Here is a 20,244-nt window from a genome sequence, read left to right as displayed (position 1 = left end):
TTTACGCCACTAAAGGTTAACTAAAAGTGACTCAATCGTTAGCAAGCCCATACAGGCGTGCCGCATTAAAAGGTGTTTTATTTCAGGGCGTCGTGGCATTAGCCATCGCAGTTATCGTTTTTATATGTTGGGGAGCTTTGGCAGCTCAGTCGGCTTTGGCCGGTGGAGTGATAGCCGTGCTTCCCAATTTAGTATTTGCCATCTACGCCTTTCGTTATATGGGCGCAAGTAAGGCAAACCAAGTGCATCAATCGTTCAAACGAGGCGCTGGGTTAAAATTTTTGTTAACTACTGCACTGTTTTTAGTGGCATTTAAAGTCCTGGTTTTGACACCTTCATGGTTGATAGTCAGTTTTGTCTTGGTGACCATAGTGCATTGGTGTACATCGATTTTTTTTAATCATTAACTTTTAGGAAAAACAATGGCTGCAGAACAAAGCTTACAAGGCTATATTCAGCACCACCTTACGAATGCCAAAATGTGTTCGACCGACACCGGTCTAGCATTTAACAAGGCATGTAGTGAGGCTGGTTTCTGGACTTGGCATGTAGATACTTTGGCTTGGTCAATTCTATTAGGTCTTGTTTTTATCTGGATTTTCAAAAGTGCCGCTAACAAAGCAAGCACTGGCGTGCCAGGTAAAATGCAATGCTTCGTAGAAATGATCGTTGAATTCGTTGACTCTAACGTGAGAGATACTTTTCATGGTAAGAGTAAACTGATTGCTCCTTTAGCCCTGACTATTTTTGTTTGGGTATTTCTGATGAACTTGATGGATTTGATCCCAGTTGACTTCCTACCATTTGCTGCAGGGCAAATCGGTGCGGCAACTATGGGCATGGATCCGCATGACGTTTACATGAAAGTGGTACCAACTACTGACGTTAACTTAACGTTTGCGTTGTCACTGGGCGTATTCGCACTCATTATCTTCTACACCATCCGTACTAAAGGTGTGATGGGCTTTGTAAAAGAGCTAACACTACACCCGTTCACGGCTAAGAACCCAGTTGTTCAGGCGTTACTTATCCCTGTTAACTTTGTGATGGAATTTATTACACTGATTGCTCGCCCTATTTCGTTGGCGCTGCGTCTACACGGTAACTTATTTGCGGGTGAATTGATTTTCATCATCATCGCATCTATTGGCTTGTTCCAGTTACCATTGCACTTTATCTGGGCAGTATTCCACATCCTAGTTATCGTATTGCAAGCATTCGTATTTATGATGTTGACCGTTGTTTATTTAAGTATGGCAACGTCGGATCACTAATAAATATAAAACACCAAATTCATTAACTTTTAATTTTTAAATAATCGGAGACAAAAATGGAAATCGTACTAGGTCTTAAATATATCGCTGTAGCACTATTAATCGGTTTAGGTGCGTTAGGTACTGCAATTGGTTTCGGTACTCTTGGTGGTAAATTCCTAGAGTCAGCTGCTCGTCAACCTGAGCTTGCGCCTCAACTTCAAGTTAAAATGTTCATCGTTGCTGGTCTTATCGATGCGATCGCGATGATCGGTGTTGGTATCGCAATGGTATTGTTGTTCGTAATGTAATTACTGGTTTTCTAAGCCAATTTGTTTATCGAACAACTAATTTGAGGAGGAGCGGTTGTGAACTTAAACGCCACTCTACTAGGTGAATTAATCGCGTTTATCGTTTTCGTATGGTTCTGCATGAAGTATGTATGGCCACCGCTAAACGGTGCGATTGAAGCTCGCCAAAAGAAAATTGAAGACGGCCTAGCTGCTTCTGACGAAGCAGAAAAAGAACTTGAGCGCGTACGTCTTGAGGCTGCTGAGCAGCTTAAAGAAGCGAAGTCTCAAGCGGCGGACATCATCGAACAAGCGAAAAAGCGTGCTGCGCTAATCGTAGATGAAGAAACCACGCGTGGTCAGCAAGAGCGTGAGAAAATCATTGCTCAAGGGCACTCTGAAATCGAAGCTGAGCGTAACCGTGTGACAGAAGACTTGCGTAAGCAAGTTGCTATTCTGGCAATGGCAGGCGCAGAGAAGATTTTAGAACGTGAAATCAACCAAGCTGCACACAGTGACATCGTTGAAAAACTTGTCGCTGAGCTGTAATAAGGAGGTGTGAGCATGTCTGAATTGGCTACTATCGCTCGTCCTTACGCAAAAGCAGCTTTTGAGTTTGCTGTTGAAAAAAGCGCGATTGACGCTTGGAACGAGATGCTGGTTTTTGCTGCTGAAGTAGCAAATAACGAGCAAATTAAAGGTTTCCTAGCTGGTAGCGCTTCTGCAGAAAAACAAGTAGATATTTTTACTAAAATTTGTGCAGAGCAAATTAACGACCAATTTACCAACCTGTTAAAGGTGATGGCTGAAAATGGTCGTTTGATTGCACTTCCAGCAGTTGCAACTTTGTATGCTGAATATAAAGCAGAATACGATAAAGAAATCGACGTAGATGTGATTTCTGCAACTGAACTGGCTGAAGAACAGCAAACAAATCTAGTAGCGGCACTTGAAAAACGTTTCGCACGCAAAGTTAAGCTAAATTGTAGTGTTGATGAAAGCACAGTTGGTGGCCTTGTTATCAAGGCTGGTGACACAGTCATCGACGGCTCAGTTCGCGGTAAATTAAACCGTTTAGCTACTACACTACAATCGTAATTGGGAAAAAGAGCATGCAACTTAATTCCACAGAAATTTCTGCGCTGATCAAGCAACGTATTGAACAGTTTGAAGTTGTAAGTGAAGCTCGTAACGAAGGTACAATTGTATCTGTTACTGACGGTATCATCCGCATCCACGGTCTTGCAGACTGTATGCAGGGTGAGATGATTGAGCTTCCTGGCAACCGTTATGCTATCGCACTAAACCTTGAGCGTGACTCAGTAGGTGCTGTAGTAATGGGTCCTTACGCAGACCTTAAAGAAGGCGTAAAAGTACAAGCAACTGGTCGTATCTTAGAAGTACCTGTTGGTCGTGGTCTACTTGGTCGTGTTGTTAACACACTAGGTCAGCCTATTGATGGTAAAGGTGCATTAGAGAACGATGGTTTCGAACCAGTTGAAAAAATCGCACCAGGTGTAATCGAGCGTCAATCAGTAGATGAGCCAGTACAAACTGGTTATAAGTCTATCGATGCGATGATCCCTGTTGGTCGTGGTCAGCGTGAGCTTATCATCGGTGACCGTCAGACTGGTAAAACTGCACTAGCAATCGATGCTATCATCAATCAAAAAGGTACAGGCGTTAAGTGTGTGTACGTAGCGATTGGTCAAAAAGCATCTACTATTGCTAACGTAGTACGTAAGTTAGAAGAGCACGGAGCACTTGAAAACACAATCGTTGTTGTTGCATCTGCTTCTGAATCAGCTGCGCTACAATTCTTAGCGCCGTTTGCTGGTTGTACTATGGGTGAATACTTCCGTGACCGCGGTGAAGATGCGCTAATCGTATATGATGACTTGTCTAAGCAAGCTGTTGCTTATCGTCAAATCTCATTGCTACTTAAGCGTCCACCAGGTCGTGAAGCATACCCAGGTGACGTATTCTACCTTCACTCACGTCTTCTTGAGCGTGCATCACGTGTAAACGCTGATTACGTTGAAAAGTTCACAAACGGTGAAGTGAAAGGTAAAACAGGTTCATTGACGGCATTGCCAATCATTGAAACTCAAGGTGGTGACGTTTCTGCATTCGTACCTACTAACGTTATCTCAATCACCGATGGTCAGATCTTCTTAGAAACTGACTTATTCAACGCAGGTATTCGTCCAGCTGTTAACGCTGGTATCTCGGTATCTCGTGTAGGTGGTGCTGCGCAAACTAAAATCGTTAAGAAACTAGGTGGTGGTATCCGTCTAGCGCTAGCTCAATATCGTGAACTAGCAGCGTTCTCTCAGTTCGCTTCTGACCTTGACGATGCAACTCGTGCACAACTTGAGCACGGTGAGCGCGTAACTGAGCTAATGAAGCAGAAACAGTACGCTCCAATGTCTGTTGCTGATATGTCTCTGTCGTTATTTGCAGCTGAAAAAGGCTACCTAAAAGACATCGAAATCAACAAGATCGGTGACTTTGAAGCGGCTCTTATCGGTTATGCAAACAGCACATACGCAGAGCTAATGGCTCAAATCAATGAAACAGGTAACTACAACGCTGAGATTGAAGCGCTGCTTAAAGAACTTCTTGAGAAGTTCAAAGCAACGCAAACTTGGTAATTTAGTTATGCTTGGTGAGTGTTATCGCTAACACTCACCTTGATTCGGAGAGAGAGTCATGGCCAGCGGAAAAGAGATTAAAAGCAAGATCGGGAGTATCAAGAATACTCAAAAGATCACCAGCGCAATGGAAATGGTTGCCGCTTCAAAAATGAAGAAGGCACAAGACCGTGTGGCTGCAAGCCGTCCATACGCTGAGAACTTACGCAAAGTGATCGGTCGTGTTGCTCAAGCTAGCCTTGATTTCCGTCATCCGTTCTTAGCAGAACGTGACGTGAAACGAGTTGGTTATATTGTTATCTCTACTGACCGTGGTCTATGTGGCGGTTTGAACTCAAACGAGTTCAAAAAAGTGGCATTAGACGTAAAAGCGTGGAAAGAAAAGGGTGTAGACGCAGAGTTTGCAACCATTGGCAGCAAAGCTGCTGGTTTCTTTAAACGTTTTGGTGGTCAACTACTTGCTAAAACAGCAGGGTTAGGAGATACCCCTTCAGTTCAGGACGTAATTGGTCCTGTAAAAGTAATGCTTGATGCATTCTCTGAAGGAAAAATTGACCGTTTGTACGTGGTATACAACAACTTTGTAAATACCATGAAGCAAGAGCCCGTAATCGATCAGTTATTGCCTTTGCCAAAAGCTGAAGAAGAAGTATCAAGCTACGCTTGGGACTACTTATATGAGCCAAGCCCAGAAGCGATCTTAGAGACGCTATTGGTACGCTTTATTGAGTCACAAGTTTACCAAGGTGTAGTTGAGAATGCTGCCTCTGAACAGGCTGCCCGTATGGTTGCGATGAAAGCAGCAACTGATAACGCAGGCGACCTGATGGATGAGCTGCAACTTGTATACAACAAAGCGCGTCAGGCAGCGATCACACAAGAAATTAGTGAGATTGTTGGCGGCTCAGCTGCTGTGTAACGCTTCGGCAAAGTTTAACGAGAGGAATAGACATGAGTTTAGGTAAGGTCGTCCAAATTATCGGCGCCGTTGTGGACATCGAGTTCCCACAAGACAACGTGCCAGCCGTATATGACGCACTAAAAGTAACAGAAGGCGACTTAGCTGGTTTGACTTTAGAAGTTCAACAGCAGTTAGGTGGCGGTGTGGTACGTGCTATCGCACTTGGTACTACTGACGGTTTACGTCGTAGTACATCAGTAGAAGGCACTGGTGGACCAATCATGGTTCCAGTTGGTACAAAGACCCTTGGTCGTATCATGGACGTATTAGGTCAGCCTATCGATGAAGCAGGTCCAATCGGTGAAGACGAGCGTATGTCTATCCACCGTGCTGCGCCTTCATACGAAGATCAATCAAGTTCAGTTGAGCTACTAGAAACAGGTATCAAGGTAATCGACCTTGTATGTCCGTTTGCTAAAGGTGGTAAAGTTGGACTATTCGGTGGTGCCGGTGTAGGTAAAACCGTAAACATGATGGAACTTATCCGTAACATCGCAATCGAGCACAGCGGTTACTCAGTATTCGCAGGTGTTGGTGAGCGTACTCGTGAGGGTAACGACTTCTATCATGAAATGAACGATTCAAACGTACTTGATAAAGTATCGCTTGTATACGGTCAGATGAACGAGCCACCGGGTAACCGTTTACGTGTTGCTTTGACGGGTCTAACTATGGCAGAAAAATTCCGTGACGAAGGTCGTGACGTACTTTTCTTCGTAGATAACATCTACCGTTATACACTAGCCGGTACTGAAGTATCAGCACTTCTAGGCCGTATGCCATCAGCGGTAGGTTACCAGCCTACACTAGCTGAAGAGATGGGTGTACTGCAAGAGCGTATCGCTTCAACTAAGACTGGTTCAATCACTTCAATCCAAGCGGTATACGTACCTGCAGATGACTTGACTGACCCATCACCAGCTACAACGTTCGCGCACTTAGATGCAACCGTAGTACTTTCACGTGATATCGCGTCTCTTGGTATCTACCCTGCGGTAGACCCACTAGATTCAACATCTCGTCAGCTTGACCCTCAAGTAATCGGTCAAGAGCACTATGACACTGCACGTGGTGTTCAAACAGTTCTTCAGCGTTATAAAGAGCTAAAAGACATCATCGCAATCCTAGGTATGGACGAGCTATCTGATGAAGATAAGCAAGTTGTATCTCGTGCACGTAAAATCCAGCGTTTCCTATCTCAGCCGTTCTTCGTTGCTGAGGTATTCACAGGTTCACCTGGTAAATACGTTTCATTGAAAGACACTATCTCAGGCTTCAAAGGCATCTTAAACGGTGACTATGATGATATGCCAGAGCAGGCTTTCTACATGGTTGGTTCTATCGACGAAGCAGTTGATAAAGCTAAAAACATGTAATTTAGGGGGTTGATATGGCATTAACAGTACAACTTGACGTAGTAAGTGCAGAGCAGAGCATATTCTCTGGTGAAGCGGCTACTATCCAAGTAAGTGGTAGTGAAGGTGAGTTGGGTATTCACCCTGGCCACGCCCCACTATTGACTGGCCTAAAACCTGGTATGGTACGTTTTGTAACAAAAGATGGTACAGAAGAAATCATCTATGTTGCAGGTGGTACGCTTGAAGTACAACCAAACGTTGTTACAGTCCTTGCGGACGTAGCAATGCGAGGTGAAGACTTAGACGAGCAAGCTGCTGAGCAGGCTGTACGTGATGCTGAAGCACAAATGGCATCAAGCGCTGCTACTGAGCTTGATCACCACGCTGCGGCTGTACAACTAGCTGAAGCTATTGCTCAGTTGCGCGTTATCCGCCAACTGCGTAAATAAATACAAACCTATCTGGTTTAAAAAGCCCATGCAATGCATGGGCTTTTTTATGCTCATTTAAGGTTATTAAAATAACAATTCACTGATAATAGGTAATATTTGTATCTTAAAAGTCAGGCAGTGTTATCATCTTTACAACATACAAATATTATTAATATTTTCATTTTAAGTTGCATTTTTTTGTGTAAAATGTAATCGTTTTTGAATGGTTTTGCTGCATTAACACTTTTGTTTATGGTTGCTACATGAATATTTTTATTGAGTTTAGAACATGAATCGGTACAATCCTGAACAGTATTTTGGAGCACTAAATTACTCATAATGAATGAAGTAAGGTTTTTACGGCAAGTTAAGGAAGTAAAATTTGGGGCTTGGACGTTGGACCCAAAGAAGCAGTGTATTTATGATGGTTCTACGGAAAGAGAATTAGAACCTCTATTATTTAGACTTCTTTGCTATTTTATCATCAATAACGAACAGATCATCACTCGTCAAGATCTGGTTGATGATGTTTGGTGTCAAAAATACGTAGATGACAATGCAATAAACCGTGCTATGTCAGAATTGCGAAAAATTCTCAAATCTGATCTGCAAAAAGGCATAGTTGTTAAAACTCACTACCGCAAAGGATATAGCTTTTTCCTCGAACCAGATATTATTTATCATCAAGAACTGCCAAGTGAAGAATCTCCAACTGTATCTGCACAAAAACCGAAAGAAAGTAATGCTGTTCCAACACAAAAAGCGCCCACAATGAATCGAACTAAGCTTGGCTTGTTATTATTAGCTTTGTTTTTATTCGCTGTTGGGTATATGTTCACCGTGAACTATCAAACTCAAGACGATGAATTACAGATAAAACGTAAAAACATCACCGAAAAAGTACTGTCATGGGTCCCTGGACGCTACTCACAGCTGCGACTTTCTTATGATAAAAAACTGTTGGCATTTTCTTTTGCGCCACAAGGAACTAAATCATATTCTCTCGTAGTTAAAGAGCTCGATAGTGGGTACGAAAGACGTTTAGGAGATGAGGGCGTCCACTACTATCCTTTAGGTTGGTCTACAGACTCAAGTAAGCTCTATTACCGAGCTAAAACAGAAGAAACCTGTGAAGTTTGGGAAATTAACGCTGACTTTAGCGAAGGAAACAAAGCACTTTTTGATTGTAATATGACAGGCCTTGTAACCGGTAGCGGTGTGAGCAAAGATCGCATCGTGTATTCTAAATCTGGATATAGAAATAGAGATGAATTGGCTGCTTTAACTAGCCGAGATTTAAAAACAGGCGAAGAATTCCAAATTAGTTCACCTAACTTGAATTCATATGGTGATCACTTTTTAACTTATATTCCTGAGAAAGAGGTAATACTCTTTTTGCGTCGTCAATACGACACGCATGAGCTATACATGACGGACCTTGATGGTGGCGATCAGGTTAAGTTATTAGAATCTCCTAGCAGAATATGGTCAGTTAATTATGATGCTGAGTCAGACCTTATTTTATGGTTTGATAACAAGAAAAACATTGTCTACGGTTACAGCTTAAGCCAACGTAAGTTGGTTAAAAAAGACCAGTTAAACACATCACAAAGTTACGCTATTTTTCAATTCATTGATAAAGATGAAATGTTGATCGTGAGCTATCCATTTATCTCGTATATCTATACGTTGGACTTCAATAATAAGGCCGTGAATGCTGATATACAGTTAAGCCTTGGTAGTATGGGTCCGATTAAGTTTAAACAAGGTTATCTGGTAATAACTGATGATGGGGCTGGCAAAGTTGTCACTCAAGTTGATAAAAATGGCAATAGTGAAGTGCTGGCTATTCCTCCTGGAGACATCAGTAATATTAGATACTATGAGCAAAAAGATTTACTACTTGTTCACCATCGCCGTAAAATCGATATATATCAGTACTCAGACTTATCGCTGGTGGATTCTATATCAGCTGATGGCGCAATTATATCGGCCGAATTCTTAAGTGATACGGAAGTTGGTTATGTTGTATTGGGTGAGCATAAAGTTAAAAGCAGTTCGTACAAATATTCTTTAAAGTTTAAGTCAAATACCTCCATTCCGGCGCAAAATTCTGTGTGGATAGGCCGTCTTGATGATGAAACTCTAATTTCATTGTCTTCGAATGATACCGTTGTACTTTATGATATTAATTCAGGTACGACCATTCAGTCCTTTGATCTTCCGAAGGCTCGGTACATGCATTCAATAGCAGTAGGCAACGGCTACATTTATCATTCAGATGGTAAGCGGATTTACCGTATTGACCGTGATAAGGAAAATGCGGTTGAAGAAGTATATGAAGTAGAAGCCTCAAGATATGTGATCAGAAGTATTAGCTACTCACCTCACAATAAAGCACTTTGGATGAATATTATTGAAACCAATGAAAACCAATTACTCGAGCTAAAAATAGCTCAGGAAGAAGCCACTTATTAGCCTTTTCTAATCAAAGAATATACCGTCGTTCTAATAGCAGCCACTCGCTGCTATTTTTTTGTCTACAGACCCACATTTGTATTAAAAAAGCGTGTACTGAGTGCGTCAGTTGCTTATCTAAATGTGAGTTTTAGATGCTTGCTTTGCCACTACACTTGTTTTTATAAAAGAGAAAGTATCGATCAAGAAGTACATTGTGTGGCTCCGACGGTTAGACGACAACTATGGAGGTCCCAAAAAAGCCTTGGTAATGCTTAATGAGTAAAGAGGTATTAGACATGCGCAACTCAATGCTGAGTTGGCCACACCAAGGTACCCCATGTTTGATTTATTTAGTTTGGGTATAAATCTTTCTAACGTACTTTAAAAGAGTTGCATCCTTTTTAGAGCCTGTGAGTGAGCCTTGTTTTAGGTAATTTTCTATGTTTTTTGACTCATCGACGCCTATTGTTGTCGCATATTTTACTAAGGTTTAGATAATGTTTCTGGAAATTAAATAATAAGCATTTAAATCATATATTTATGAAAAAACATTATGAAGTAATGTGTAAGATTTGATAATTACATAAAAACGAGAAACTTGGGTAATGTAGTAATCGTTCTCAAACAACAATACAAAACAACAAAGGAATTACTATTATGTTACCTACTCTAAAATTAAAACTAAAAACTAAGAAAGTTAAATTGCTATCTGGTAGCCAAGCGTTAAATGCAAAGCAGACTCAACAAATTGCGGCTGGCGCAGGTGGCGGCTCAGAAACTGAGACTTACGATGCTCGATTAGTGAAACAAAATTAGTCTAGTGCCTAGTGGAACATTTGAAAATTTCGTAAGGAGACTCAATTGGGGCTAACATATTCGCTGCTTGCAGTATCTTTGAGCCTGAAACCGACAGTTGGCGTGTTACAGTTGCAAGAGCCTGTTCGTGAATACTACTATTCTAGAGAATCCGGCACTGTGCTTCATGAGTACGCTTTATCTGAAGAGGATAAAGTAACGAAGGGACAGACACTATTAACATATTTGAAAACCCCAGAACAAACACAGAGAACGATTGTTTCTCGTACGGCAGGGTATCTAGAGTATGTAAATAGTGAGCTGTCTGAGGGCAGACACATTGCTGCTGGAGAAATGTTATACAAAGTTAAATCCAATCTAGTATATGGTTGGTATTACATAGATACTTTAGATAAAAAAGACTTGAAAGCGCATTCAAAACTCTGGGTGTGTCCTCAAAGAGGCACACAATGGACGTTTAATATTGATGCAGTCAAGGATGATAAAGTACTCGTTTCGTCCGTTGTAAACGCAAAAGACTACAATAATTTGTATGAACTAAATCAACAAGAGTTGGTTATGTATCATAGCGAGTCTGCATGTGTGAAGAGTGTTCAATAAAAGTTCGCTCTTCACCGTCTTGTCAAACATTCAAGGTCATCCTCCTAGTGTTAGCCTTATCATCATCTTCTCGTAACCTTTTAGCTCCCAAAACCGTATATCCACATTAAATTTAAACTCACTGGGTGAACCTGTACTTTTAAATTCAATAAAAACAAATGCTTACAATTGTTCCTTCAATGATAATTTCCTGAACTGTATCGGGGGAATATTGTCAACTATTACAAGTAAAGATAACGCCGATAGTAGATAAACAAGTTTTACTAGGAAAATTCACCTAACTCGATCTGGTTAATTAAACATATACACCCGTTTATAAGGCTTATGCAGTTGCTATTTTCGAAATGTGCCTACTGATATTAAACCGTATTGATAACATGTATGTGTTTGTAGTCATTAATAACGCTGGTATGGGTCATTGCTCAATGTCTCTCGTATCGCACGTCAAAACTAAAGTGGTTACTTACAACGAGTTTTAGCGATAAGTATATTTTTAACCTCTTTTGAGTCAGTTAAATAATAAACTAAGTGGGCTTGATTTTTATACTGGGATAGGTGTTGTCCAGCAAAAGACGGTTGCGATTATGTCGAGTTGGTTGTGTCCATTTCAAATACAACCATTGTAGATTTGGAAAACAAGTAAATGTTGTGAAAAATGATTTAATTCATAAATTGATATGCGTCATTATTAATCAATATGGAGATCATTTTTCTAGTAATGTTTTGATTTAAAATGTTGTTTTTATTGGTTTGTTTTTGTTTTTCTGTGTTTTGACGCGAGCCATTTTAGCGCCCAGAATAGACTCAGAACACAAACTACTTTGTGTTGATTTTTAAACATATAATGCACGGAGTTAATGATGAATAAACTAACAGAAATAGATTTTTATGGACCATTTAAAAACAGTTCCGTACTAAACGACTCGATTGCACAGTTCGAGACTGTACAGCATGGTGTTGAGTTAACTAATACACTAAGTGACATAGCATTAAGCTCAGGGTATGAATGTTTAGCCTTTATCGATTATGCGCCTATGTCGACTGCAACGTACCAAAAGCATCTATATGGGAAGTATGGTGCAGACGTTGAAGGTTATCTTGATAGTGAAGAAATATATAAATATTGCAAAAATGGGTTTCGCTTGACCTCTTTGGCGTCGCTTCTAGCGGAACGTTCTGATATTGAGCAATTATATGTATTGCCTCTAAGAGGTGTGTCCGGCATTGTTGGTGCGCTTGTATTTAATATTCCCAAAGATTTCTTGGAATATAAGGGAATAGAGTTAATTGATTGGTTTTGGACTATTTTATCACCCTACTTACTTCAAGCCGCTATTCGTTGTCGCACGGATAAAATTAACATCACGAAACGTGAAAAAGATTGTCTGATGTGGGCATGTGAGGGGAAAACGTCTTGGGAAATTAGCCAAATATTAGGTGTGTCAGAGCGCACTGTGAATTTCCACTTATCTAATTGCATTGAGAAAACCAATAGTGCAAATAGGCAACAAGCAATTGTTAAGTGTATTGTAAAAAATCTAATTTAAGCCGTGCTATTGCAACAAAAAACAAACTAGCATAGTGAAAAAACATTTGTGGAGTGTACTTTGAAAAACAAAATTAAACTGGCCGTGTTAGTAACCTCTTTATTTGGTCTGGGTGCTTGCTCGGTTGGTGATAGAGTTGTCAAGCATGGTGCCGATGCACACCTATTTGCAGGCAATATTACCGCGTTGGATAGCCAACATGTGGGTAAGTTAGAAGTCACTAATGGGAATGCTACTTTGGGGCGAAATACCGTTTATAAGAGTGTCGCTGTTACTAATGGCAACATAAAAATAGGCGAGTTTAGTCAAGGTGGACCTTTGCAGGTAGGTAATGGCGAAATAGTGATTCACGGTAACGCAGAGATTAGCGGTGATGTGGCGATTACCAATGGCGCAATCACCATATTTGAGCAAGCTAAAATACATGGTTCGGTGGAGATCTCTAGCGGAGATATCATCGTCAAATCGGGTGCTCAAATTCAAGGAAATATTGTGTTTAAAAAGCCTGGCGTGATTAGTGCTCAGTTTGAAAACCACACGCCTACTTTGGTGATTGGTCAAGATGTTAAACTGGCGGGAAGCATTCATCTATATCGACCAATAAATTTGCAGTTGGATGACTCAATCAATATAGACCTTATCAATATTCATTATTAACTGATTCAATCATCCAAATCGGAGCACTTTAGGCCATATAAAAAGTAACAATAACGGTAAAAGTGACAGTACATCGACAGATGTGGGTACGCTAAGATTATTTCGGCTGTATCTATGTGGTAGAAAAACGGTTTGTAAGTTGGCGCAGAATAAGTGCTCAGTTACAAAGGGAATGAGGCATTTTTCTACCCGCATAGTTACGTAAATTTGATGGAATGATTCTCGGCATGTCACATACGGCATCATTGTCAGTGGTTTAGGCCGATGGAGCAAATATGAATAGCTTTGGAAAAATAAAAAGAATATCGAGTGAAGAGGAGTTTCTTCCTTTTTTAAAACAAGGTATCCCTGTAATTGTGACTGGTGTTGTTGAAAATTGGCCAGGATTCAACCTCTTCTCAATGGATTACTTTGCATCTTACTATGCTGATGTTGAGTTGCCTTGCAAACTTGATCAAGGCATACAGCGCATGACTCTGACTCAGTTATCGGCGCATCTAAAAAATAGCGAGTCGCAAGTATGTTATGCCCCACAATTGCCGTTTTTCAATTATTTAAATAGGGGAAAAGAAGGGGACCTCGGTTCTCAAGCATGTCCTGCACCCACTTGGTTAGATAACTTTAATGAAGCAAATATTTGGATAGGCCGAGGCGTAACACCTTTGCATTTCGATGGTTATGACAACTTTTTAGCCGTGATTGAAGGTCAAAAAAAGCTCATGTTATTCCCACCAGATGCAATGGCCGCGGCACAGACCAATCGACAATGGTGCCTACTAAGAGCGCATGCTTTAGCCGAACACTATACAAACTATTTTGAGGTGATCGTTGAGCCAGGAGAGATGCTATATCTGCCACCATATTGGCTCCATGAAGTCTCTGTACCAACAAAAAATGCTATCTCAATAAACTATTGGTATCACCAGCAGTACGGTCAACGGAAGTCGTATTTCCTACCTCATATAGAAGGGGTAATGCAAAATTTTGAAGCTTCTTTAAGTATGCTTACAGAGTCGGAAGTGACATATATCTTGAGTATTTTCGAGGATATGCTCGCACAGTTTATTGAAGGGATATTTCCAACACCTCAGTCTCACCTAACTTGGTCACATCATGGCAGAAATAATCAAGCTTTGCATGAAAAGCAATATATAAGGCCAGAGTTTATATATAAAAATGGTGAGCAAAGTACATTGCTAAAAATAGCAAAGAATACACTTTTTTGCATTGAGCAAATGGCTGCAGAATTGAATGATGGTGAAAAGCAACACTTTAATCGTGTGATGAATCAGGCGAAAAATAAAATTAAATGTGGCTGTATCCCTGAACCATATAAAAAGTTTGAAAGAAATGAAGGTGTTGAAAATATATATTATAGGTCTTCATTTTTATAATGTATTTTTAAAAACCCCATTTTGGGGTTTTTTATTTTAATTAGATTATAATTTGTTTTTGCCTGCTAATAAACTGCAATAAACTGGTATAGGTTTTTTGGCGATCTAAATGGTGGAAGGTGGGGTTATAGTGTGATTTTTTTCTTAAGATTGTACAGCCATTTTGGTTCAGCTTGTGTGGCTCTTCCAATAACAATACTTCTGCTTCATCTCCACAGGAATTTAACATCCACTCTATGGCCTGATAATTTTCTTTTTGAGAGGGGGTGTTGTGAAAGATCATTAACCCTCCTTGAGGGTTTAGAAGAGGCCAAAACTCCGTAAAAAACCTTTTATATTCGATATGATCATTCCAAGCCCAGTCAATATTTTTATGGCCTTCGTGCAGCGCTACGTTAGAAAAACTTTGCCCAGTCATGTGTTCGAAAATATCATCATGGCCAATTTGTGAAATGGCCTCACGGATTCCTTTGACGTATTTATGATCATCATTAAGGTCTTCAAAACTAATAAGTTTTGGTTGGTAATCTTGTAAATAATATTCAGGATTAACGCCACAGGCTTTACCTCCTGAGCTAAACCATTCGAAGATGGCCGCTTCGTCATTTAAATTATCTGCCGATGACAATAATTTTTGTGTTTTTTCTAATAAAGCAGCCTTTTCCTGTTTGATATCGTTCACGTTATCTGCAAGTGCTCTAAGCACATACATAGTTGAGTGACCAGACCCATACTCGATGATCTTTTGTGGACGAGTCATTCTTGCTAACGAATATAAAAGTATTCCAACGTGTTCTGTCCCAGAAGTTGCTAAATATGGGTTGCAATACTCATTTGCTACTTTTAAAAACTGTGAATCTAAGGGCATATACCAACGTCCTGTAATTTTCTAGCAGTTAAGCAATGTTTATAGTTATCTGACCAGCATACTGAGCAAAAAATCAAAGATCTAGCTGTCATTTCATGTAGTTCTATATCACAAATGCCTAAGTTCCCTCTTAGCATGGGCTAATTGAGAAGGTTTATAAGTACTGTTCATACATTCTTGCCATATATAAAAGGACCAATAGCAAAAGGCTGACAGAGTTAACAGGTTTTTTTATTTTTTGCGTTGTTACAAAATAACAACTAATCAAAAAAGGAATTTCCGAAGCAAAGATTTTTAAGAAATGAAATTGTTCGGATATTTTGATTGCTTACATATCAAAAATTAACATTTAAGTATTTTTGATATGTATAGGTTTTAGTTTTGCGAAGTTGATAATTTATAAAATTATGGATGGTGAAAATAAATAATTCATTGTTCTACCTTGTATAGCAAAGCCAAAAAAGTGACGGATTAATATAGCCGGTATTAAAAAGCCGAAAATAAGAAATAATAATGGAGTGAGTATCAAGAATGCGTTCAATATTCTTAAGGTTTTTCCTATTAGTCATACTGCCTCTCGTAGCTATTCTAGGCTATGTATATGTCTCTATGGACTTTGGATTGCCGCAAACCAGTGGCGTTATTCAAGTAAGTGAGACAAAAAATGATATCAGTCTGACCAGAGATAAAAATGGCGTAGCTTATGTAGAAGCTACTAGCGATGAAGATGCTTTTTTTGGTATCGGCTTGGCACATGCACAAGATCGACTATGGCAACTTGAGTTACAACGCCGTATTGCTCAAGGACGTTTAAGTGAAATTCTAGGTGAGTCTGCGTTAGCCCTTGATGCAAGAATGCGCACGCTTAACTTCCAAGACATAGCTAAAACTGAATGGCATGTGTTATCGGATGAAGCTAAAAGTTCGCTCAGCGCTTATACAAAAGGTATTAATACTCGTATTAGTAGCAATGACTCGCTACCAATAGAGTTTTTGTTTTTTGATATTAAACCTGAACCCTGGACTGAAATTGACTCGCTTGCGTGGAGTAAAGTATTTGCGTTGAGTCTATCAAACAGTATGTGGACTGAAATTGCTCGGTTTTTGTCGATCCCTTATTTAACCCAAGCACAACGTGTTGAATTATTTGAAGGTATTGAAGATACACAGATCAGCCATGTTGATGAAAGTGTTTCTAATGCCTTGACGGCAATGCTTGAAGTGCAAGAAGACATCGAACAGCGCTTTAAAATTGGTGGTGATTATGTCGGCAGTAATGCATGGGTAGTATCTGGTGATTTAGCCGAAAACAACAGCAGTCTATTGGCAGGAGACCCTCATGTCGGCTTACAGATCCCTTCAAATTGGTATGTAGCGAGTCTGGTTGGCGACAAAATTAATGCGAAAGGAATGACCTTGGTAGGCCTACCCGTAATTATATTTGGCCGCAATCAGAATATAGCGTGGGGCGGCACCAATATGATGGCTGACGTACAGGATCTGTATTTTGAGCAGGTAAATAGTGCCAATGCCAACTTGTACTTAAATGATGGTGAGTGGGTGCCTTTTGAGGTTGAAAAGCAATATATAACTGTACGCCCTGATTTCCCTACTATTTTACGAGAAGATACAAAGCCTGTTGAAATTGAGGTTAGAAAAACAATCAGAGGCCCAATTGTGAGTGATGCGTTTGGTCTGTCTGATCAACCAATTTCTTTGCGCTGGCCTGCGTTAGATACCGGTGGCACTACTTACGAATCTTTCTTCAGACTTAACTATGCCCAAAACTGGGAATCATTTAAAGGAGCGTTAGCTTACCACGTTTCTCCAACCTTGAATTTCTTGTACAGCGATCGCCAAGGCAATATCGGTTACCAAGGTGCTGGCCGTATCCCTGTGCGCAAGAAAGGAAATGGCGATATCCCTCTTATCGGCCAGTTAAATGGTGATAATTGGAATGGCTATATTCCATTTGAGCAAATGCCTCGCATTTATAACCCTAAACAGGGCTACATCGTGTCAGCGAATAACAACATGATGGGAGATCAGTATCCGTATCATATTTCTTATGATTGGGCTCCTTCAGCACGTGCTGATCGTATAGCGCAATTGCTTGAACAAAAAATTCGCTCTGGTGAAAAGCTGACCGTTGAGTACATGAAAGAGATGCAAGGAGATACCGTTAGCTATGGCGCGCATGCGTTGATTGATCTTCTGGTGAATACGCCTATGCAAACAGAAGAACAAAAGCAAGCACAGCAGTATTTAGCAAGCTGGAATGGCGATATGTCTGCGGATAGTCAAGCTGCTGCGATTTTTTACAGTTGGAGCCGCTTTTTACGAATTGTACTGTATTCAGACGAGTTTAAAGCACCATATGGACGTGCAAAGAACAGCGGTTTAATGAGCAGCTCTTATATGAACGTAACATATGACCAGATTGCGCAGGCACTGACAAAAAGTGATGCAAATTGGTGTGATGATGTGACGACTGAAGGGTTGGAAAATTGCGATGTGGCTATCCAAAAAGCACTGAACATGGCGATTTCGCAACTGACTAAGCTAGCAGGTTCCGACATGGAAGACTGGCAATGGGGTGAAATACACACCACGGTTTATAAACACACACCATTTAGTGAAGTGAACATGCTTAAAGACCTGTTTGAGCGTCGTATTGCCAGCAGCGGTGGACCAAACACTATTAATGTAGGTACTGCAAACTTCGTAGAGTCTGAAGGCTTCGAACAGTATTTCGGTGCGGCACATCGCCAAGTTATTGCGCTGGGTGACAACGTGCAAACACACTTTTACATGAACTCGACAGGCCAATCAGAGAATGTGTTTAGTGAATACTATGACGACATGATTGAGCCGTTTAATGGGTTGCAATTCCTTGAACTACCGAACGTAGCTAAAGGCACACAGCTTGTGCTTAAGAATGCAAATACAACAAACACTAAGCAGTAGATAGGGAACAGAATATGAAGCTTTTTGATGCTTTTAGTAGACAAGCGCCTAATAAGGTTTTTTTCTCAATACTATTGGGGGCGCTCTCTGGTATCTGTTACGCACTTTTAATACCCATTGTATTGAGTGCTATCAGTGAAGATCCTGCATCTGTCGTAGAGTACGAGTCGACCATTAGAACCGTATTTTCCTATGATGTTAGTGATTATAAAGTCGCCACACTGTTTTTGATTGTGTGTGTCTTTATTCTTGTGACGCGAACATTGTCGCAAGTTATCTTAACGCGTGTGTCTATCGATTTGAGTACAGAAATGAGGATCGGCTTTTACAAGCGTATTATGGCTGCCTCAACGGATGTACTTGAAAAAATGGGTTCAGCTAAACTACTTGCAACCATTACGACTGATGTAGGTCGCATTGTATCTGGTGCGCGTATGCTACCTGATGTACTCATTAACAGTGTAACAATTATTGGCCTACTAGGATTCTTAATTTATCTGAATATCAATGTCTTCTGGTTTGTTATTGGGGCGATTACTTTTGGTGTTATTACTTATCAATTACCTATTTTGTTAAGTAACGTTTACCTATCTCATTCTCGAAAGAAAGTAGATGACCTGTTAGAGGCTATTAATGGCCTTATTTATGGCAACAAAGAACTAAAGCTTAACGATGTAAAAAGCCGCATCTACCTTGATGAAGTACTTACAAAGAATGAGCATGATGTTCGTGATGCAGAAAAAACGGGTAACACCATTACGCGTGCTGCAGCTAACTATGGTGACATGATCAGTTTCTTTGTTATCGGCATAGTGACTTTCATCTTTATCAACTATGAGGCAATGAGTTCGGATGAGTTGGTAGGTGTTGTGATGGCGCTACTTTACATCACAGGCCCTGTATCAATCGTGATCAATTCGATTCCACAGATCATTGTATCGCGTGTGTCATTGAATAAGGTGAACAAAATTTTCCAGGAAATTCCACCAGAGAACATAAATCACGATGTTTTCCCCCTTGAGGATTGGCAGGAAATCCGTTTTTCGCAGGTTGGTTATCAATATCCTGAGCGTGATGGCTTAGAAGGTTTCAAAATTGGGCCGATTGATTTCACCATTGAAAAGGGACAAATCACTTTTATCGTAGGTGGTAATGGTTCAGGTAAGTCAACGTTAAGTAAGCTGCTTACACTTCACCATCAGCCAAGTAGTGGCACGATCAGCTTTGGTAACACAGTGGTTGATTCACATAGTATTAAAAGCGTTAGGCAAAGTATTTCGTCAATCTATTCTAACTACTACTTATTTAATCGTCTACTGACTGAAAATGGTGACTCGGAAGAGGCGTTAAAAATTCAACAGGACGAGATTGACTTATATCTCAAAGAGTTGGGCCTTGATGACAAAGTGACAATCAAAAATGGTGAGTTTTCGACTATCTCCCTCTCTGATGGCCAAAAGCGACGCTTGGCGCTATTGGTGGCTTTTCTGGAAGATAAGGAGTTCTACCTATTTGACGAGTGGGCTGCGGATCAGGACCCCATTTTCAAAGAGTTCTTCTATTACCACATTTTGCCTCAGCTAAAAGCCAAAGGTAAGGCTGTGGTAGCGATTAGCCACGATGATCGCTACTTCGATGTCGCTGACAAAATTCTTGTGATGGAAAGTGGTTCGTTAGTCGATTGCATAACCGAGCGAGAGATCATCGATGAGCGTACTAAAACAAGAAACATTGTCAGTACTAAAAAGGTGGCCGCGCAGACTTAACGCGCCACACCGAGTCGACTATCGGCGTTACTAAGTCGGCAAATACTTCTCTTGGTAGTGAATAACAACATAGTAAAAAAACTACCAAGAGAAGCCTTAATAAAGCGTCGTTCCTCATAACTTAATTTCCCTAGAAGAGGGAGCATATTTTCTGAAAATCAGAAGATAGGCCGAGTTGTGGGTGCTTGATAGGAAAATTTTCAGTTTCGTAGGCAACTCTCG

The 20,244-nt window shown here is 40.4% G+C and carries 18 protein-coding genes; 17 read left to right on the top strand and 1 reads right to left on the bottom strand.

Annotated elements, in window-relative coordinates; translation table 11 throughout:
- Positions 1-26 precede the first annotated feature (26 nt).
- The 15 genes from HC733_RS06070 (at position 27) to HC733_RS06000 (ending at position 14,421) form a co-directional block, all read left to right on the top strand.
- Positions 27-407, top strand: a complete 381-nt coding sequence (locus HC733_RS06070) for an ATP synthase subunit I (protein WP_190364159.1) — start codon at positions 27-29, stop codon at positions 405-407.
- Positions 408-422: 15 nt separating this feature from the next.
- Positions 423-1,274: a F0F1 ATP synthase subunit A gene (atpB, locus tag HC733_RS06065; RefSeq protein ID WP_190364158.1), complete on the top strand. Its 852-nt coding sequence runs from the start codon at positions 423-425 to the stop codon at positions 1,272-1,274.
- A gap of 56 nt (positions 1,275-1,330) precedes the next feature.
- Positions 1,331-1,564: a F0F1 ATP synthase subunit C gene (gene atpE / locus HC733_RS06060; protein ID WP_070988097.1), complete on the top strand. Its 234-nt coding sequence runs from the start codon at positions 1,331-1,333 to the stop codon at positions 1,562-1,564.
- Between the two features lie 57 nt (positions 1,565-1,621).
- Positions 1,622-2,092, top strand: coding sequence for a F0F1 ATP synthase subunit B (gene atpF / locus HC733_RS06055; protein ID WP_190364157.1), 471 nt, complete (start codon positions 1,622-1,624; stop codon positions 2,090-2,092).
- Between the two features lie 15 nt (positions 2,093-2,107).
- Positions 2,108-2,641, top strand: a complete 534-nt coding sequence (gene atpH / locus HC733_RS06050; RefSeq protein ID WP_190364156.1) for a F0F1 ATP synthase subunit delta — start codon at positions 2,108-2,110, stop codon at positions 2,639-2,641.
- A 14-nt stretch (positions 2,642-2,655) separates the two neighbouring features.
- Positions 2,656-4,197, top strand: coding sequence for a F0F1 ATP synthase subunit alpha (gene atpA / locus HC733_RS06045; RefSeq protein ID WP_190364155.1), 1,542 nt, complete (start codon positions 2,656-2,658; stop codon positions 4,195-4,197).
- A 58-nt stretch (positions 4,198-4,255) separates the two neighbouring features.
- Entirely contained in the window at positions 4,256-5,116 is an 861-nt protein-coding gene (atpG, locus tag HC733_RS06040) for a F0F1 ATP synthase subunit gamma (protein WP_190364154.1), read from the top strand.
- Between the two features lie 32 nt (positions 5,117-5,148).
- Positions 5,149-6,534 carry a F0F1 ATP synthase subunit beta gene (atpD, locus tag HC733_RS06035; protein ID WP_190364153.1) on the top strand — a complete coding sequence of 462 codons (1,386 nt, stop codon included), beginning with the start codon at positions 5,149-5,151 and terminating at the stop codon, positions 6,532-6,534.
- Positions 6,535-6,548: 14 nt separating this feature from the next.
- Entirely contained in the window at positions 6,549-6,965 is a 417-nt protein-coding gene (locus HC733_RS06030; protein WP_190364152.1) for a F0F1 ATP synthase subunit epsilon, read from the top strand.
- A gap of 321 nt (positions 6,966-7,286) precedes the next feature.
- A complete protein-coding gene (locus HC733_RS06025; protein WP_190364151.1) occupies positions 7,287-9,425 on the top strand; it encodes a winged helix-turn-helix domain-containing protein in 2,139 nt (712 codons plus the stop codon).
- A gap of 639 nt (positions 9,426-10,064) precedes the next feature.
- On the top strand, positions 10,065-10,223 hold the full coding sequence (locus HC733_RS06020) for a hypothetical protein (RefSeq protein WP_190364150.1): 159 nt from the start codon (positions 10,065-10,067) through the stop codon (positions 10,221-10,223).
- Positions 10,224-10,268: 45 nt separating this feature from the next.
- Positions 10,269-10,823, top strand: coding sequence for a hypothetical protein (locus HC733_RS06015; protein ID WP_190364149.1), 555 nt, complete (start codon positions 10,269-10,271; stop codon positions 10,821-10,823).
- Positions 10,824-11,683: 860 nt separating this feature from the next.
- Positions 11,684-12,370 (top strand): helix-turn-helix transcriptional regulator, encoded by a 687-nt coding sequence (locus HC733_RS23375; RefSeq protein ID WP_274602015.1) that lies wholly within the window; start codon positions 11,684-11,686, stop codon positions 12,368-12,370.
- A gap of 60 nt (positions 12,371-12,430) precedes the next feature.
- Positions 12,431-13,027, top strand: a complete 597-nt coding sequence (locus HC733_RS06005; RefSeq protein ID WP_190364147.1) for a hypothetical protein — start codon at positions 12,431-12,433, stop codon at positions 13,025-13,027.
- A 275-nt stretch (positions 13,028-13,302) separates the two neighbouring features.
- Positions 13,303-14,421 carry a cupin-like domain-containing protein gene (locus HC733_RS06000; protein ID WP_190364146.1) on the top strand — a complete coding sequence of 373 codons (1,119 nt, stop codon included), beginning with the start codon at positions 13,303-13,305 and terminating at the stop codon, positions 14,419-14,421.
- Between the two features lie 40 nt (positions 14,422-14,461).
- Here HC733_RS06000 and HC733_RS05995 read toward each other — a convergent pair whose 3' ends face one another.
- Positions 14,462-15,289 carry a class I SAM-dependent methyltransferase gene (locus HC733_RS05995; RefSeq protein WP_190364145.1) on the bottom strand — a complete coding sequence of 276 codons (828 nt, stop codon included), beginning with the start codon at positions 15,287-15,289 and terminating at the stop codon, positions 14,462-14,464.
- Between the two features lie 531 nt (positions 15,290-15,820).
- Here HC733_RS05995 and HC733_RS05990 point away from each other — a divergent pair.
- On the top strand, positions 15,821-18,256 hold the full coding sequence (locus HC733_RS05990) for a penicillin acylase family protein (RefSeq protein ID WP_190364144.1): 2,436 nt from the start codon (positions 15,821-15,823) through the stop codon (positions 18,254-18,256).
- A 14-nt stretch (positions 18,257-18,270) separates the two neighbouring features.
- Entirely contained in the window at positions 18,271-20,022 is a 1,752-nt protein-coding gene (locus HC733_RS05985; RefSeq protein ID WP_190364143.1) for a cyclic peptide export ABC transporter, read from the top strand.
- The last annotated feature ends 222 nt before the right edge of the window (positions 20,023-20,244 follow it).

Origin of the sequence: Pseudoalteromonas sp. S16_S37, assembly GCF_014694405.1 — a bacterium.
In the GTDB taxonomy this organism is placed as follows: domain Bacteria; phylum Pseudomonadota; class Gammaproteobacteria; order Enterobacterales; family Alteromonadaceae; genus Pseudoalteromonas.
The sequence above is the reverse complement of the archived record's forward strand: the minus strand, read 5'-3'. Positions and strand labels throughout refer to the sequence as shown.